Here is a 17,234-nt window from a genome sequence, read left to right on the forward strand (position 1 = left end):
AGGTTCTGGGGTTGGTTCCGGCAAAGGTTCTGGGGTTGGTTCCGGCAAAGGTTCTGGGGTTGGTTCCGGCAAAGGTTCTGGGGTTGGTTCCGGCAAAGGTTGCGGGGTTGGGGTTGGCAAAGGTTGCGGGGTTGGGGTTGGCAAAGGTAGCGGGTTGGGTACCGGAGTTAGTGTCGGCGTCGGACTGATGACTGCTGGCGCTGTCGGAGTGGGTTTGGGCCGCGAATTGTTGAGAAATGAGCCGACTAAAGCCCAGGAACCGAAGCCAGTCAAGATTACTAAGCCCGTCAGCAGTCCGATCGCAGCGATGGGATTGTCCCAAACAGAGTTGCCAACAGGCTCACTTAGCGGATCTGGCTGGTTTTGCGGGTGGGAACTCTGGGCGGCGGGCTCTGGCGGCCTGCCCACGGCCACCGTTGCTATTAGCGAAGGGTTTGTCGGCACCACTGCTGGCGCGGGCGGTACAGTTGGCTGGGTAGGTTTAGGATTAGTTTGGCCGTCGAGTGCTTGGGCGACTTCGCTGACAGATTGATATCGATCGCCCGGAGACCGGCTCAACATCCGATTCAGCACCAAAGCCAAACCTGTGCTCACCTGCACTCGCTGCTGCCAATTCCACTGCAGCGTCGTTTGATCGAGCAATTCCTGCGGTTCTTTGCCTGTCAGCAGGACGATCGCCGTTACAGCTAAAGCGTAGAGGTCGCTGCTGGCTGTTGCCCGCCCGCTTTGCAACTGTTCCATCGGCGCGTAGCCGATTTTACCGACAGTTGTCGCGTGGGCTGTTCCTTCGGGAGACTGAACTTTGGTGGCGAGTTCCTTCACCACTCCAAAGTCAATCAGCACCGGCAACTGGTCGTTTTCCCTGCGAATTATATTTTCTGGGGAGATGTCGCGGTGGATGATGCCGCGGGCGTGGATGTGAGCCAGTACCGGCAGCATTTGCCGGATAAATACCAAGACTTCGGCTTCGGTGAAGCTGCGACCATTTGAAGTTCGATCGAGCAACAGTTCGCGGTAAGTCATCCCTTCCACGTAATCCTGCACTAAAAACAAACGCTGATTCTCTTCAAATATTGCCCGAAACTGGGGAATTTGCGGGTGCCCAATTTGGTAAAGTATTGCTGCCTCTCTTTGAAACAATTCCTTCGATTTTTCCAAAACGTAAGGCCCGCTTTGCACCGGAATCAATTCCTTCAGGGCGCAGCGTTCTTGAAACCGTCCCAAATCTTCTACTAAATAAGTCCGGCCAAATCCCCCTTGACCTAAAATATTCACCAAACGGTAGCGGTTTTGTAGGAGAGTTCCAATAGCAATAGGTGGCTGCATAAGTTTAAGTAGAAACTGTTAAATAGTTGACAGTTGACAGTTGACAGTTGACAGTTGACTGGGGATTTAAACCCGTTCATCAACAATTGCTAATTGTCCAGTGTTAAAAAATAGACGATCCTGCTAGGTCTTTAACACTCAATAGCATACTTCACTGTCTCTCGCTCCCAGTCCCGACCAAAGTTAGCATCTTACGTTTTTTGACGCAACTTTGAGCAACCAATTTTTTTTTAGATTTAAGGAGGGGGCAACCACGGGGGGTTTGCCCCTACATTTCCGATGTTTTGGGGTCGATCGAATGACTGCTGATGGTACTGTCAACTAACAACTGTCAACTGTCAACTGTCAACTGTCAACTGACTAAGCTTTGCTTTCACCATGTCTTGAATTCTGTTACCGTCTGCTTTGCCCTTAAGCTGCTGCATTGCCTTGCCCATCACCTTGCCCATATCTTTTGCAGAAGTAGCGCCAACCGAAGCAATCACTTCGTCAACGACTTGACTCACCTCTTCGTCTGACATCTGCGGTGGCAAATACTCTTCAACAATTGCTAACTCCGCCTCCTCTTGTGCCACTAAATCTTCGCGGCCACCTTTGCGGTATTGTTCGATCGAATCCCGGCGCTGTTTGGCTATTTGCATCAAAATTTCCATTTCTTGAGCTTCTGTCAGCGTGTCTTGCCCGGAAGGACGAAGGCTGACTTCTTTTTCGAGAATAAATTTCTTGATGCCGCGAACTGTTTCCAAGCGAACTTTGTCCTTGGACTTCATGGCTGCTTTGATTTCTGCGTCAATGCGTTCTCTTAAGCTCATCGATTTCTACCTTGCTTTGCCCGACATCAAAAATCTGAAGTATGCTTCCGATTCTTAACTTTTTTTACAGTATTTTTCAAGTTTATTGCCTGTTGGTGGCTTTTTTATCGCATTGAACCCGGATGCCTTCGGCTTTCGACTGAATTTGGGGTGGCTGCACTTGCAGCCTCAGCCCCAAATTGACTCACGCTAGAACTTTTAGACGCAGGGGCACAAGTGCGATCGTACTTCTCCCAGTACAGAGTTCGCTAGAACCCACATTCCGCACCCTGGGGGTGTCACACAGCATAATTACGCAGAATACTCTATCTTTACAGTAATAAATTATGCCTTTAAAAAGTAATTTATCCGTTAATGTACGGTATTTTAGTATAACTTAGAGTTTTATTAGTGGATAAAAATAAGTAAAAACCGATTGTGACCGTTGAAAGTGCCGAAAGTGGGCTAGAAACCCGGTTTCTCGGACATATTTCTGCAAGTCCTATTCAATTCGCCTAACTTCACACTTGTGGTCGCCCCGAAAGTTAAATCTCTCAAAAATTTGGCTGAATATTTCTAGTTTCAGATGGTAAGATATCGATGGAATAAACGTCCTGCAAGAGGCCTGCTGTGATCCGTTCTGCTACTTTACCGCTTCCGCTTCCCGAGCCGCCGGTTTCCGCTCATGACCGTCTGCGGCTGTTCTCCGGTTCTGCTAATGTTCCCCTCGCCCAAGAGGTGGCTCGCTATCTGGGGATCGATTTGGGGCCGATGGTTCGCAAGCGGTTTGCTGATGGGGAACTCTACGTTCAAATTCAAGAATCGATTCGGGGTTGCGATGTTTACTTGATTCAGCCAACTTGCTGTCCGGTAAACGATCGCCTCATGGAATTGTTAATTATGATCGATGCTTGTCGCCGCGCTTCGGCCAGACAAATTACTGCTGTCATTCCCTATTACGGATATGCTAGGGCTGACCGCAAAACGGCCGGAAGAGAGTCGATTACTGCAAAATTAGTGGCTAATTTGATTACGGAAGCTGGGGCCGGTCGCATTTTGGCGATGGATTTGCACTCGGCTCAGATTCAAGGTTATTTTGACATTCCTTTCGATCACGTTTACGGTTCGCCGGTGCTTTTGGATTATCTGGCGAGCAAGCAATTGACGGATATTGTTGTGGTTTCGCCGGATGTTGGCGGAGTCGCTAGGGCGAGAGCTTTTGCCAAAAAGCTTGGTGATGCTCCCCTGGCTATTATTGACAAGCGCCGCCAAGCTCACAACGTGGCAGAAGTGATGAATCTTATTGGTGATGTCAGGGGCAAAACTGCTGTGTTGGTGGACGACATGATCGATACTGCCGGCACGATTTCTGAAGGGGCCCGATTGTTGCGCCGCGAGGGTGCGAGGCAGGTTTATGCTTGTGCTACTCATGCGGTGTTTTCGCCTCCGGCGATCGAGCGTTTGTCGAGCGGGGTTTTGGAAGAGGTAATTGTTACGAATACAATTCCTGTGCCGGAAGAGAACCGTTTTAAGCAGTTGACGGTGCTTTCGGTAGCGAATTTGCTCGGAGAAACTATTTGGCGGATTCACGAAGATAGTTCTGTTAGCAGTATGTTCCGCTAGACAGGAAAAGCGCTTTTTGAATGTTTGTTTTAGGGTGCGTTAACAAGAGTGTAACGCACCGTTTTTTTGCTCAATAGTGCGATCGTTTCCCGCAAGTAATCAGCCCAGGCGCATCTCAATTTTACAGTCAACTCCCCTTCAATTCTTGTGGAGTGGGCGTCCCGCCCGCCCGGAAAATACAATTTAGAGGTCGAATAGTTTATCAAGTTCCTCGCTAAAATAACGGTTATAACTTTGTAGTGAGGACTAAAGTTCTCCTAAAATTCGCTCGGACTTGAGTTTTCACTACGAACCAATGTGACGATCGGCGATCGATCGCACTTGGTACCACCGGAACAAGAGATGGTAAAATTCTATCTTGTTGTCTGAAGAGGGCGACTTTTTTATATTCTAGATAAGTCTCGTCACAATAAGGGGCCAATAGGGAAAAATCATGAAACATTCACTTGTACGAACAGTGGCCACACTGGCAGGTTCAGCAATTTTAACACTTGGCGCGATCGGTTCAGCTAAAGCATTTACTTTTGACGAAACCGAAATTAGCCAAGACCGAGTAATTGTCATCGCCCAACCCCGCCCTTTCGGCGGCTACCAATTGCTAATTTTAGAACAAGTATCTGACAAGCGACAATGCTGGAGCGAAAGTGGCTCTAATCCCGTGAAAGTCGATCCATTATTAGTTACTTTTGATTTCACCGGTATTTGTGGCCGCGCAACAGACAGCAACGGCTTTTCAATTCGCATGGCAGGCAGCGATTTAGCATTAAAATACACCCTGACATTGGAAACTGTTGATGGCAATGTTCTTCTAATGGGAACTCCGGTAGATTACCAAGGTAAATCGGTAATTATCGGTCGCACAAACGGTGAGGTTAACGACTTCATGAAAATCAGTCTCGATCCTGCTTGGCGCTTGAGTAAAAGAGCTTACCAAGGCCGCACATTAGGCCACTTTTATTTCACTACCAATCAATCCGCACCGGGAGAAATTGGCAATACCGAAGCAATACCGCAACCAATACCAATACCGCAGCCATTACCGCAGCCAATACCAATACCGCAGCCATTACCGCAGCCAATACCAATACCGCAGCCAATACCAATACCGCAGCCAATACCAATACCGCAGCCATTACCGCAGCCAATACCGCAGGAAATACCAATACCGTAGGCAATACTGGCTTTTCTACAATTCGGAGATAGCTACCGATGATATCTACGCTTCCGAAATTAAAGAAGTTGTGGGCTTTGGGTTTGTAGCCCGGTTTTATCAAAATAATGCTTTGGGGCCGCAACTTGCTGTTAGCAGAGAGCAATTGGTATCTTTAGTTGGGGAATCTTTGAAATGAATACAAGGTGCTAATATCACCTTTTCTAGCCATGTTTCTATCCGTCCATTTAGCGACTTTGATATTTCCCGCTGGAGTGCCGGAAAACTTCTATTGGCACGGAACAACAAGATAGTTAGCTAATATCAAGATGGAACTTTTAAACCTACCCAGCCCGTCACTCGCGCTGAATTGATGGCGGTGCTGCCAAAAGCGGCCGAATTTGGTTTGTCGGCGGGAATTCAGCCGAATTTAGTTGTTAAAGAGCGGTATAAAACTTTTTCAGACACTCAGAATTATTGGGCTGTTTCTATTATTACTCAAATGTCGGCTTATTGTTCTGTTGCTGCCGCTATTAACGAAATTGGCAATCGGTTTGCTTTCGATAATTATGCAAAGCGGAATTACGCCGCGGCTACTTTACGGATGGTGAAATGCGTCAAGGCTCAGTAGGATTATTGTAGGGTGCGTCACGGAAGCGAATGCAAAATAATTGGGATTTTCCCAAGTGACTCACCCTACCTGATAATAGTAAGTCACAGGAGGAAGTACAAAATAATTGGTGTTTTCTAAAGAGACGGGCCCTATATTAAGTGGACATTTGTCAACTGTCAACTGTCAACTGTCAACTGTCAACTGTCAACTGTCAACTGTTTACGCTACACCATAATCAGTATATGGCCGTTTGTATGGCGGTTGCAATCCCAAAATAATATCCTCTCTCGGTACTCCCATTGCAACTAATTCCTCCGCAGGATTTTGCTCTGTCAAATTTTGCTGAAGCCAGATTTTTCCATCTTTGATGTCAATGTGAATGAAGGTTTGATAAATCCGGGTTAAGTGTTCCCAGCTGACATTCATCCACTGATAATGATCTCGTTCTGTGTCGCAGATAAGTTGCACTTCGACTTCATCATCAGAAACATCTTCTTCGGCATAACGGCTCATTAATGTCTGAACGTATTGACGATATTGAGTTAGTTTGTCCATTGCACAATTACCTCATTGGTTGGTTAATAGTTATATGTACTCTTGTCAAGGACGGGCAAGATGCCCGTTCCACAATAAAATCAAGTTTTGTGGAACGGGCAAGATGCCCGTTCCGGCACTGGCGTGTCCCTACTGATGGATTTTGGGGAAATCACATTTATGTTCGCGATCTAGATAATGATTTAGGATTACTATAGTTATATTTTGTACTCTTGTCAAGAACGGGCAAGATGCCCGTTCCACAATAAAATCAAGTTTTGTGGAACGGGCAAGATGCCCGTTCCTAAACAAGTAACTGATAATGGTGCAAGATATCAGTTAATCAGGACTAAAGTCCTTACTACAAACCTGTTCGTAATCAGCACTTTAGTGCTCATCATATCGTTTCCTTGGGTTTTTTCTTAGATGGCTTTTTAGGAGTTTTCGGGACGGCGATTGTATCTGATTCTTGCTGTGTGATGTCGGGGGTTAATTTGCACAAGTCATTTAAGGAAAGTTTTTGCTGAGATTCAAGTTCGTTGAGTCTGTTTGAAGCTGTTTCTAATATTTGCTTTCCCTGTCGGACTTGGATAGTAGTTTTATTTTCTATTCCATCTAGCAACACAAAAATCGAGACTGTTTGCCAAATATCTAAATCGTCGCCGACGACATCGCAAGCAGAGACAATTTTGCCGTTTTCTGGGGCGTGAATTCCTAAGCCGGAATCTTGAATTAACGGCTGGATTTCTGCTAGACTTAAATTCGCAAGGTCGCTAATTTTATGTTCGAGGGATACTAATTCTGCTAAATCTGGTAAGTCGATCGATTCTGCGGCTACAGCATCGAATTTAAAGGTAAGAGTTTGATTCAGCGGATCGGAAATGGCGTAAATTGATTGAATTTGCGATCGACTAACCGCAACTTTATCGAAAAAATCTCCACCTTGCGGGGCGATCCTCTTCGTTGATGAGCCTCCCGTAGGGGCGGGCTTCGCTAACGCAATTCGCCCATTTTCAGCCACCTCCAAGGTTTCCAAACTAACCAGAGTCGCCGCCGTAGTCTTCACAAAAATCTCGTCTAACCCCAGCAAATCCGCCAATTCCTTCAAAGTTGGCGCAGGTTCAAACTCAACACCCGCCCGCAAAATGAACTCTTCCAACACGTTAAACTCGCGCGGTTCACTAATCGCCACCTCCAGCGGAGTTTGACGGATTGCGAAGCGGAATTGACGCGCCGCCAACACTGACAAACCCGGATTTTGTTGCTCAATTTGTTCGGCTAGCGAACTTAAATTCGAGTCTATTGGTTTAGTTGAGGACGCTAGAAACATCTACAAAACCTCCGCAGTGACGCACCGTTTTTGAAACTTCCTGATACATTTTTCCGACAGTACCTGTTTGTTGGGTAAATAAATCGTGGCAGCCGACAACTACCAGCAATTCTTGAGCGCGGGAAAATGCCACATTCACCCGTTCCGGTTCCTTAGCAAATCCAATATCGCCCCTAATATTATTACACACTGTGCTAACAATAATTACAGGTCTTTCCATGCCTTGGAATATGTCAACCGTACCAGTGCGGATGCTCAAAGACGGAAATTTTTCGGCTTCGATTCTGTCTTTAATTGCATTTAATTGAGCGCCGTAAAAAGTGATAATTCCGATTTCTTTCGGCGGTTCGCCGATCGCAACTTTGGGCCGCCAAGCAGCCTCCATTTGCTCGCACAAACGCTCGATCGCATCAATCTCCTTGACATTCAACCGCGAAGTACCCTGTTTTTCCTCTTCAAATCCTTGTCCGATGGGCGTTTTTACCCAGAGAATGTGATTATTTTCTTGAATGATTCTACCTGCGAGGTTGTGGGCGCGCTTGGTGTCAGCTTCCTGAATGCCACAATTGAGTTTTTGTTGGTAAAACTGATTGATTGCGCCCATAATTTGCGGGTGCATTCGGTATTGAGTTGTCAGCATTTTTTTGATGCTGTCGCTGGCATTCTCAAACAATACTTTGAACAAAGATTCTTTGATGAAGCTAAGTTCGTCTCCGGTACAACCGATGTCTTCGGCAATATCGTCGATCGTACTTTGATTAAACATCGGTGGCAATTGCCTGTGATCGCCAACTAATACTAACTTCCTGCCTTTCAAAGCCGGAATTAATAACTCTGGGGGAGTGCATTTGCTAACTTCGTCAATGATGACTGCATCAAAGCTGGGAAAGTTTTTAGTAAAATCGAAACTAGCAGCCTGCACGCAAGTAATGCCGATCACGTTGGCATTGTCAATATAAATTTGCTTTAAATCGTTGCGGTCTTTTTCTGATGGATTGCGGAGTTTTTGAATCCAATCAGTCACAAACGTTTGAGAACGATTTAGGGCTGTTTCTTCTTGTTCTAATTTTCGCTGCCAAGTTTTGAAAAGACGCTTAATTTTGCTTAAAAAATCTACGCTGAACAATCCTGTATTGGGAACTTCTGGCCCGTATTGTTCCGGGATTTTTTTCCAGGTTGATTCCCACCAATTCCTCTCAGCAAGTAATGCTGCTGTCGGTTGCTGCTGTTGCAGTTGAGCGGTAATTCCGCTCAATTCTGTTTGAAGTTCGGCGAGTTGCTGGTGCGAAGTTGCGGCGGCAATTTGCAGCGGAGATAAATGATCGTCAAGAGTGTTTTTGATTATCTCCAAAATCCCAAAAGCATCTAAGTCAGCAATCGATTTTTCAAGCTGAATGGCGCTGGCTTTCCAAGCCTCAACTTGCTTGACAAAATGCTGCGGTTGCTCCCAAATATTCGATTTTTGGGCGAGATATTGTTCGGATAAAATCCGCAATTTTTCAGGTACATTTGGCTGTTGGACAATTGCTTGCAACAAATTAGTAACTTCGCTAATTTTTAAGTTTGCCTCTTGCTGCGCTGTTTCTACCTGAAGTTTAGCGGCGGATATTTGCTGCTGGTTCAAGGTTTGACCGATTTTATCTAATAACTGTTGCTGTTTGATCAGTTGCTGATCGGTTTCGGTTTTCAGGGGAACCACGCACTGACGGGCATTTGCGAGGATACTGTGCAGCAATTCTTTGACTAGGCGATCGAAGGTAGCCTGGATCTGATTTGGCTGCAAGGATTCACTGTAAAATTGTTGAATGCTACTTAAGAAAGTGCCAGCTTTTTCTATGATGAATTTGCGCTGACTTTGACTAACTTGGGAATAGCTGGCGAAGTCTTTGGCTAGCTGCTGCCATTGCGTACGATCGCCCGCAGAGAGCACGATCGGCGTTTGACTCAAATTTAGGTGCAGAAACTCGCTAAACCGGAACTGTTGCCCTTGTATGTCCTTAAAACCTGCGTTTGCTTCGTGGGATACCGCGTTTCGCAACCGATCCAAATCGGGCAAATTTATTTTGCATTTGGGCGGCACGATCGGCAATTTGAGCGATCGGGCAATTTTCAACAGTCCCACAGGCAATTCTACCATTTCATCGGTCAGGATCGCGCCCGTTTCCCAGCAAGTTTTCACAACTTCATAGAGTCCCGTATCCGCTGTTTCAATCCACTGTGCAACGGCGACGACAACGGCTGCAATTTCCGCTTTTCGCAGTTCCAAATTCTTGATTTTCTGTTCGAGATTGTGGCGGTGTGTCTGATTTTGCCGATCGCCCAATTCGAGTTGATTAACAGCCTCCGACATCTGCCGCGACACCCGCAACGACTCCGCAACCGTTGACATAGCGTGACAAACATCATCAGCGCGATCGAATTCTGTCTTAAATTCCGATATTTGCCCTGCTACAGTTTCCTGAAGCCAAACAGCAATCCCAAACGCGCCACAAGCAGGGCGATCGAAGCCTATTTGAATAGCATTGCTAGCGGCAATCCGAACATTTGCCATAAAGTTATCTACTAAAACATTGCCTTCGGAATATGGTTTTAGTCGGGGCATAAACTCGGCAACTTCTGGAGATTCCCAGTTGACATTAGGCGCATCCAGCAGATTTTCTAACCCACTAACTAGAGGTTCAATCTCCCTTTTTTCGGTTAAAACCCCTTCATACTCTGCTGCTTGCTGGCTGCACTTTTCCTCAAGATTTGCTTTACTGTCGTGCAGGTGTTTTAGTTCATTAAAAAAATCTCTCTCTGCGGAACAGTAGGCGGTAAATCGCTCTGATTCTGCCACCAACTGCCGCAAAGATTTGATATTAGTCAGGCGCTGCGAGAGCTTTTCTTCGCAGTCAGTCGCCGTATTTTGCAGCCAAGTGCCGATCGCATTTTCCTCCAAAAACGGCTGCCCTTCTTCCTGCACCTTATGAGCTTTTCCTTTCCGCAAAGCCCGAATCGCTGGATTGTGAACTAACCGACTCAAAGCATTGTCTACAGCCAAATTTGCTTGCGAAGCAATCAGCGTTTTGCCGCCCTGACGGGCAATTTGATAGCAAATTTCCGCAATCACAGTCGTTTTGCCCGTTCCCGGCGGCCCTTGAATCAAAATTAAATCCCGCGCCGAAAGCACCGTTTCTACGGCAGCAAGTTGGTCGTCATTAGCATTGCGATTTAATAAGTTTTCCCTATTCAATTTAATCAGTTTTTCGGGTATTCTCGCCTGAGAAGAGTCGAATAAAAATTCGCTCAAATAGGGATTTTGAGCGCGGCCATCTGTCAGCATTTTTAAAGCTTTTTTCTTGCGTTCAATCTGACTGATATCGCCCGCAGCCTCAAAATACAAGAATCCTTGTTTGGGCAGTTGATATCTGCCACCCGCCATGCGATCGCCTAAATCAACATCTAACTTAATCCGTAATTTACCATGTTCAAAGTCAATTTCAGCGATGCTACCCAATGTCTCTCCATCGCGGCTGCTTCTGCTTCCGGGCGGCGAATCAAACAGAATAATTTCTTCATTTCGCGCCTTTTTCAGCCGATCGCGAAAGTCGCCCAATTCTAAGGGATTTTCCTCGTAGCCGTCAAGAGTTGCGGAATTACGATCAATTTCAAAAGTGACGATTTTAAAGCCTGAACCGTAATTGTGCGCTCGGAAAGGCACGCAAAATTGACGCGCTTCCGCGATGCGTTTTTCCACATTTAAAAAAGTATGCCAAATTTTTAGTTGTTCGGTAGTTGGTATGTGTCTGTCGTCCCAAAAGGGCATTTTTTGGACGCGGGCGATCGACTTTACAGGAATTGGCGCTCGACTGTTAGCCAAAAGTCGCAACTGAACCGGCAAAGCATACCCATCTTTTCTTCCTCTCGGAAGCGCCACCAAACCAGCATCCAGCAGCTTTAAACCGCCAATTCCGTCTTCAACACGTACAGTTGCTAACAACCGCAAAGTGCGATCAGCTTTTTGCAACAATTGAGGTAATTCAAAATCATCTCCATCCGTAGCCAGGAGCAATTCCCAGATTTCTTCTTCCGAAAATCTCTCATTTACCTTTTGGCGACGCACGTAGAAAAGATTGTGGGATTTGCCAGCTATCTCCGACATCAGAATTTCCGCACGCTCTCGGCATTCCCAATCGCAATATTTCGCTAAAGCCGCTTCCCCTTCAACATCGCGAATAAACTTATTAATTGTGCGATCACCACTAAATTTATATCCCCAATCTTCTGTTACTAAAGATGGCATATTTTGATGTTAGATTTTAGATTTTAGATTTTATCTTGGATTTAAGATTAGCACATCGGAACTTGTGCCGACAGAACCGCTAAATCCCAAAAAAGATTAAGGTGTGCAATGCACACCCTACCACCATCGCAAGTAACCGTACAGGCGACGGGCGATCGAATTAAACAGTTCAGAATTAAAAGGGCGAATGATGGGAATTGAACCCACGAATGGTGGTACCACAAACCACTGCCTTAACCACTTGGCTACACTCGCCATATCTTTTGTAACTATAGCATCAGATCTCAGCACAAGTCTAGGGGTAAAGCAAAAATATTTTGAAATATTTCTGAGCGTCCCTGAACCGGACAGATCGATTGTGCCTTAAATCCAACGCACAGTAAGAGTTTAGCACAATTCTCGCTCTGCGCGATCGGCCTGTGCGATCGGCAATTATCTCGCCCACAGCAGTCATCTGGCCTGGGTTCGGCAGCTTTGGCAGCGTCCCGATTCGATCCAGCGCATTAAAATAGCCTTATCAGCCCTGGCGCATCTAAATTTTACACTCCAGTTTGATAAAACTCACATCTGGCACCATTCTCACTTAACAGGCAAGATGCCTGTTCCACAAAGAATGAATTTCTTGTAGGGTGCGCTCTTCTAGCCCGCCCCTACAAGCCTGACTGAGAATGGTGCAACATCTCAGATGAAATGCTTGTGGGGTGTCCCGCCCGCCCGAAAAATACAACGCAAGAAGCGGGACAGCTTATCCCACACTGCATGAGTTATCAACCATCTCTCTTCTCTCTCTTCTCTCTTCTCTCTTCTCTCTCTTCTCTATTCCCTCTTCCTACCCTTCGGGAACGGCTTCGCCGAACGCGCAGCTTCGCGTCTTCGCGGTTCGTTTAAAAAAAAGTCTTTTCCGCCATCGAAAATCAAAAATCAAAAATCAAAAATCGATATGAGCTACTGTGTCAACCCAGAATGTCAAAATCGTCAAAACTCCAACACCGCCAAATTTTGCTTAAACTGCGGCTTTAACCTGTTGCTGAGACAGCGATATCGCCCGATTGAACTTTTAGGTAGAGGCGGATTTGGTAAAACTTTCCTAGCAATTGATGAAGACATCCCATCTGTACCCCGCTGTGCAGTCAAGCAATTTTATTTTTACGACCGCGACCCCGAAATTTTCAACAAAGCAGTTGAATTATTTCGGCAAGAAGGCGTCCGTTTAGACGAACTCGGAAAACACCCGCAAATCCCCACATTATTAGCCTGCTTTGAACAAGAAGGTCATATTTATTTAGTTCAAGAGTTTATAGAGGGAGCGACTCTTAAACAAGAATTAGACAAGAGTGTATACGATGAAGAGAAAATTTGGCAAGTGCTGCAAGACTTATTGCCCGTGCTGCAATTTATCCACGAGAAGCGCGTCGTTCACCGCGACATCAAACCTGAAAATATTATCCGCCGCCAATCGGACAACAAACTCGTATTGATCGATTTCGGCATTGCCAAACTGCTGACTGATACAGCAATACTCCGTCCAGCAACGCTCATCGGCAGTCAAGATTATGTAGCTCCCGAACAAATGCGCGGCAAAGTATTTCCTGCTAGCGACCTTTACAGTTTAGGGGTTACTTGCATTCGCCTGATGACGCAAGTTCCTCCTTTGGATATGTACGACTGCAACAACGAGCGCTGGTGGTGGCGCGAGTTTCTCCCCAAAGCCACGAGTATTAGCGACGAGTTAGGTGAAATTTTAGATAAATTGCTGCAAACTCATCTCAATCAGCGGTACAGTTTTGCTGCGGAAGTTTTGCAAGATATCCAAGCAGCTTTAGATATTCGCCATCAAAATTTGCTTTCGCCAAAAAAGCCGATCGCTCCTGCTCTCGGTAATAGCGACAACTCAACCGATCTCAGCGCGCTACAAACTTCTGATTCTCCTATTTTACCGACCAATGCCGTCGCCCATTGTGCAGAAGATTTTTCCTTATCTGCTACTTCAAATACTTCAAATATCGAGCCAACCCTAATTTCTGCACGGGGAGTTGATTATACCAAACTGCGAGATTTTTTGTGTAACAAAAAGTGGAAAGAAGCCGATCGCGAAACTTGGGGCTTGATGTGTCAGTCTCTTTCCCAGCCACCGGGAACTCAGCTAGAAATTAGCCAAATTTACCAGCTACCCTGCGAAGATTTGCACACAGTCGATCGTCTTTGGTTGCACTACAGTCAAGGTCGGTTTGGCTTCAGCGTCCAAAAGCAGATTTATGAAAGCGTTAAGGGAGACTATATCAGATTTTGCGATCGGGTCAACTGGCAAAGCTACAATTCTGCTACTACTTTAGGACAGATTAAATTTAGTCAGCAAGCACCAATCGGACACCTCCCCTCTCGCAGTTGGGTTGGCGGCATTCAGTGGCTGCGGCATCTCGATGCCCTGTCTGCAAAATTAACCGAGTGCGACAATAATACTGCTCCTAAATTGTAGTATTTATACCGACCAACTAGCTAAAATTTTTACATTAAACTCTACCTGAAAGCAGAGAAATTTGTCCCGCTAGATGTATCCAGCGACCGAGGTTCGGTGCGATCGCTTGTCGCACAATGGATTCTGAAGGTGAACACAGCTACAAGTCTGCAATCCTCAGACTGTAGCAACAGAATTAAAGAGAGGTATCGATCCATGTTTTTTCACAAAAAACAATTAATGGCTGCGGTGACTGTAGACGAACCCAACCCCCGTTTTGCCCAATTGCTGCTAGAACAGTTTGGCGGAGCAACCGGAGAATTGACAGCAGCTCTGCAATACTGGGTGCAGTCCTTTCACTGTGAAGATGCAGGGATTAAGGATATGCTCCAAGATATTGCAATAGAAGAATTCAGCCACTTAGAAATGGTGGGGCAACTCATCGAAATGCACACCAAAAACGTTGACCAAACAGAAGCTTACAAAAGCACTTTGTTTGCGGTGCGTGGCGTAGGCCCACACTTGTTGGACAGCCAAGGTCAAGCTTGGACGGCAGCTTATATCAACGAAGGCGGGGAGGTGGTGCGCGATTTGCGCGCTGATATCGCTGCGGAAGCAGGAGCTCGCCAAACCTACGAAGAGTTGATTAAACTAGCACCGGATATGGGAACGAAAAAGACGCTGCACTTTCTGCTGACTCGCGAAATTTCTCACACTCAAATGTTCATGAAAGCTTTGGAATCGCTGGGTAAACTCACGGATCCGCTGTTCGGAAATATTCAGCCAGATTCCACTGTGGATCTCTACTTTAACTTGTCCACAAATGGCAAGGATGAACGTGGCCCTTGGAACTCAGAACCTACTTTCCAATACATTGCCGATCCCGCTCCCAAAGGTTAATGTGAGATTTGTCTAGGGTGTGTGGCTTAGAAGATTTAAGCCCAGTATTAAGTAATTTTTAAGCCGCGCACCTTGTTTTGTAAGGTGGGCGGCTTAGAAGATTTAAGCCCTGTGTTGAGTAATTTTCAAGCCGGGTACTTTGCTTTAGTTGTTAGAGGTGGGTGACTCGGAAGCTTCCGGTTGAGGGTTGAGTATTTTTCAAGTCACGCGCCCAACGGTGTTATAATTATTTGAAATCCCGATCGAACATTAACATCAAATCTATATTGAAATTGCGATCGACCTATTTATTAGTCTCTCACGGCAGCCGCGACCCCAGACCCCAACTAGCTTTGGAAAACCTAGGTCAACTGCTGTCTCAAAATTTGGCTGACTCCTTCCCCGCAGTAGCAACCGCCACCTTAGAACTGGGCCCCGCACCGCTGCACGAACAAATTTGCAGTTTTGGCGAACGTACCCTGTCGCTGGGACTGACAGAATTGCAAATCCTGCCTGTATTTTTATTGCCGGGAGTTCACGTCGCCGAAGACATACCGGCAGAGGTGGAAATTGCCCAAAAAACTTTTGGTGACAAGCTAAAAATTGAATTGCGCCCGCATTTAGGTTCCCAGGAAGCAGGCTTAACACAATTGGTAAAAAGTCAGATGCAAGAGGTGACTTTTCTCCCCAATCTGCTATTGCCAAAATGGATTTTATTATCTCACGGCAGCCGTCGTCCCGGAGGTAACTCGATTGTTGAGGAAATCGCCAGCAAACTAGGTGCACAGACAGCTTATTGGTCGGTAAAGCCGAGTTTGTCAGAGCAAATTGACAGTTTGGTTCGTGGTGGACAGCAGCAAATAGGGATTGTGCCATACTTCTTATTTAATGGAGGAATTACAGATGCGATCGCCAAAAATGTCGCACAGCTAAAGCAGCAATTTCCTGCGGCGGAACTTCATCTCGCAAATCCTCTAGGCGCAAGTGTACAATTAGCAGACTTAATTGGGAATTTAATTCAAAAATGAACCCCAGAGGCAAAGCAGAGTTCAGTTGACAGTTGACAGTTGACAGTTGACAGATGAGTGCGACCTCTACCTAGAAGGAAGAGGATTGAAGTAATGAATCGTCTTCTTTTAATTTCTCGCCTTTAAGGGAGAGGCTTTAAACCAATTTTTTCTGGTAAAGGAAGAAAGAAAAATGTCTTTAGGAAAAGTGTATTTAGTAGGTGCGGGGCCCGGAGATCCGGGTTTGATGACCTTGAAGGGAAAAGCTCTGTTAGAGTGCGCGGATGTGGTGATTTACGATGCTTTAGTCAGCCCTCAAATTTTGGCAGCAATCAACCCCCAAGCAGAACGAATTGATGCCGGAAAACGCAAAGGTCGTCACTCGTTAATGCAGGATGAAACAACTCAGTTAATGATAGAAAAAGCTGGAGATAATGCGATCGTAGTTCGTCTCAAAGGCGGCGATCCGTTTATTTTCGGGCGCGGCGGCGAAGAAATGGAAGAGTTGGTAAAAGCTGGAGTGTCAGTAGAAGTCGTCCCCGGCGTAACTTCTGGGATTGCGGCCCCTGCTTATGCGGGAATTCCTTTAACACATCGATCGTACAGTTCCTCTGTCACCTTTGTCACCGGTCACGAATCAGCGGGAAAATATCGGCCGGAGGTAAATTGGCAGGCGATCGCCCGCGGCTCGGAAACCATTGTAGTATACATGGGAATCCACAATTTGCCTTACATTATCGGTCAGTTAACAGCAGCCCAATTGAGTGCAGAAACGCCAATAGCGTTAGTGCGCTGGGGAACACGGCCGGAACAAGAAGAATTGATCGGGACTTTGGGTACAATTGTAGAGCAAGTTGAGGCGATCGGATTTTCAGCACCTGCGATCGCAGTAATCGGAAATGTCGTCAATTTGCACTCGATATTGTCTGGCTGTCGGCCAGTTTCTCAGACTGTAGAATAAGCGGGAAAATTGGGTCAGAAGCGATCTAATTTCGATCGCTTTGATTTCGCTCCCTCTAAGGTGCCTCGCCAGCGGGGACAATCGCACCCTTAATGTCATTCCGATGTCATTCCAGGACGCATCAATGACATATTTACAGCATATTCCATGTAGATGTAGATCGCGATCAACCGGGTTTCGAGCAACAGAATCAGTAAGGATGCGAGAACTGTAAAGAAACCCGGTTTCTGAGGTGTATTTTATACACCTGGAATACCCTGTATAATCCGTGACTTTAGTTTAG

Annotated in this window: 12 protein-coding genes, 1 tRNA gene and 1 pseudogene; 8 read left to right on the top strand and 6 right to left on the bottom strand. The window is 46.1% G+C overall.

Annotated features, from left to right (window positions below; genetic code table 11):
- Together QUA44_RS04190 and QUA44_RS04195 are read right to left on the bottom strand one after the other, a co-directional pair.
- Positions 1-1,326: serine/threonine-protein kinase (locus tag QUA44_RS04190; RefSeq protein ID WP_333276524.1), on the bottom strand; the 1,326-nt coding region annotated here is incomplete at its 3' end.
- Positions 1,327-1,664: 338 nt separating this feature from the next.
- Complete coding sequence (locus tag QUA44_RS04195) at positions 1,665-2,138, bottom strand: GatB/YqeY domain-containing protein (RefSeq protein ID WP_333248884.1); 474 nt, start codon at positions 2,136-2,138, stop codon at positions 1,665-1,667.
- 609 nt (positions 2,139-2,747) lie between these two features.
- On the opposite strand from QUA44_RS04195, the gene QUA44_RS04200 reads away from it, so the two are divergent.
- The 4 genes and pseudogenes from QUA44_RS04200 to QUA44_RS04215 all read left to right on the top strand — a co-directional run bounded on the left by QUA44_RS04200 (position 2,748) and on the right by QUA44_RS04215 (position 5,521).
- A complete protein-coding gene (locus QUA44_RS04200; protein ID WP_006635514.1) occupies positions 2,748-3,740 on the top strand; it encodes a ribose-phosphate pyrophosphokinase in 993 nt (330 codons plus the stop codon).
- Positions 3,741-4,173: 433 nt separating this feature from the next.
- Entirely contained in the window at positions 4,174-4,911 is a 738-nt protein-coding gene (locus QUA44_RS04205; RefSeq protein WP_333248881.1) for a DUF3747 domain-containing protein, read from the top strand.
- Between the two features lie 301 nt (positions 4,912-5,212).
- Positions 5,213-5,263, top strand: a pseudogene (locus QUA44_RS04210) (S-layer homology domain-containing protein); the annotation flags it as partial.
- Between the two features lie 6 nt (positions 5,264-5,269).
- On the top strand, positions 5,270-5,521 hold the full coding sequence (locus tag QUA44_RS04215; protein WP_333248879.1) for a hypothetical protein: 252 nt from the start codon (positions 5,270-5,272) through the stop codon (positions 5,519-5,521).
- Positions 5,522-5,722: 201 nt separating this feature from the next.
- Here QUA44_RS04215 and QUA44_RS04220 read toward each other — a convergent pair whose 3' ends face one another.
- The 4 genes from QUA44_RS04220 to QUA44_RS04235 all read right to left on the bottom strand — a co-directional run bounded on the left by QUA44_RS04220 (position 5,723) and on the right by QUA44_RS04235 (position 11,904).
- Positions 5,723-6,058 (bottom strand): XisI protein, encoded by a 336-nt coding sequence (locus tag QUA44_RS04220; RefSeq protein ID WP_333248877.1) that lies wholly within the window; start codon positions 6,056-6,058, stop codon positions 5,723-5,725.
- 376 nt (positions 6,059-6,434) lie between these two features.
- A complete protein-coding gene (locus QUA44_RS04225; protein ID WP_333248874.1) occupies positions 6,435-7,367 on the bottom strand; it encodes a hypothetical protein in 933 nt (310 codons plus the stop codon).
- The gene (locus QUA44_RS04230) at positions 7,345-11,649 is read right to left on the bottom strand and encodes an AAA domain-containing protein (RefSeq protein WP_333248871.1); all 4,305 of its coding nucleotides are present in this window, start codon (positions 11,647-11,649) and stop codon (positions 7,345-7,347) included. The genes QUA44_RS04225 and QUA44_RS04230 overlap by 23 nt, the downstream gene beginning before the upstream one ends.
- A 182-nt stretch (positions 11,650-11,831) precedes the next feature.
- A tRNA-His gene (locus QUA44_RS04235) sits at positions 11,832-11,904 on the bottom strand.
- A 685-nt stretch (positions 11,905-12,589) separates the two neighbouring features.
- Here QUA44_RS04235 and QUA44_RS04240 point away from each other — a divergent pair.
- The 4 genes from QUA44_RS04240 (at position 12,590) to cobA (ending at position 16,951) form a co-directional block, all read left to right on the top strand.
- The gene (locus QUA44_RS04240) at positions 12,590-14,125 is read left to right on the top strand and encodes a serine/threonine-protein kinase (protein WP_333248868.1); all 1,536 of its coding nucleotides are present in this window, start codon (positions 12,590-12,592) and stop codon (positions 14,123-14,125) included.
- 195 nt (positions 14,126-14,320) lie between these two features.
- Positions 14,321-15,004, top strand: coding sequence for a manganese catalase family protein (locus QUA44_RS04245; protein ID WP_333248867.1), 684 nt, complete (start codon positions 14,321-14,323; stop codon positions 15,002-15,004).
- Positions 15,005-15,234: 230 nt separating this feature from the next.
- Complete coding sequence (locus QUA44_RS04250; RefSeq protein WP_333248864.1) at positions 15,235-16,011, top strand: sirohydrochlorin chelatase; 777 nt, start codon at positions 15,235-15,237, stop codon at positions 16,009-16,011.
- 172 nt (positions 16,012-16,183) lie between these two features.
- Positions 16,184-16,951 carry a uroporphyrinogen-III C-methyltransferase gene (cobA, locus tag QUA44_RS04255; protein ID WP_333248862.1) on the top strand — a complete coding sequence of 256 codons (768 nt, stop codon included), beginning with the start codon at positions 16,184-16,186 and terminating at the stop codon, positions 16,949-16,951.
- Positions 16,952-17,234: the final 283 nt, after the last annotated feature.

The organism is Microcoleus sp. N9_A2, assembly GCF_036701775.1.
GTDB lineage: Bacteria > Cyanobacteriota > Cyanobacteriia > Cyanobacteriales > Microcoleaceae > Microcoleus.

Excerpts from the sequence above, each read along its gene's own strand:
- QUA44_RS04195 (WP_333248884.1), bottom strand. The coding sequence starts at position 2,138 with ATGAGCTTAAGAGAACGCATTGACGCAGAAATCAAAGCAGCCATGAAG.
- QUA44_RS04205 (WP_333248881.1), top strand. The coding sequence starts at position 4,174 with ATGAAACATTCACTTGTACGAACAGTGGCCACACTGGCAGGTTCAGCA.
- QUA44_RS04220 (WP_333248877.1), bottom strand. The coding sequence starts at position 6,058 with ATGGACAAACTAACTCAATATCGTCAATACGTTCAGACATTAATGAGC.
- QUA44_RS04225 (WP_333248874.1), bottom strand. The coding sequence starts at position 7,367 with ATGTTTCTAGCGTCCTCAACTAAACCAATAGACTCGAATTTAAGTTCG.
- QUA44_RS04230 (WP_333248871.1), bottom strand. The coding sequence starts at position 11,649 with ATGCCATCTTTAGTAACAGAAGATTGGGGATATAAATTTAGTGGTGAT.
- QUA44_RS04240 (WP_333248868.1), top strand. The coding sequence starts at position 12,590 with ATGAGCTACTGTGTCAACCCAGAATGTCAAAATCGTCAAAACTCCAAC.
- QUA44_RS04245 (WP_333248867.1), top strand. The coding sequence starts at position 14,321 with ATGTTTTTTCACAAAAAACAATTAATGGCTGCGGTGACTGTAGACGAA.
- cobA (WP_333248862.1), top strand. The coding sequence starts at position 16,184 with ATGTCTTTAGGAAAAGTGTATTTAGTAGGTGCGGGGCCCGGAGATCCG.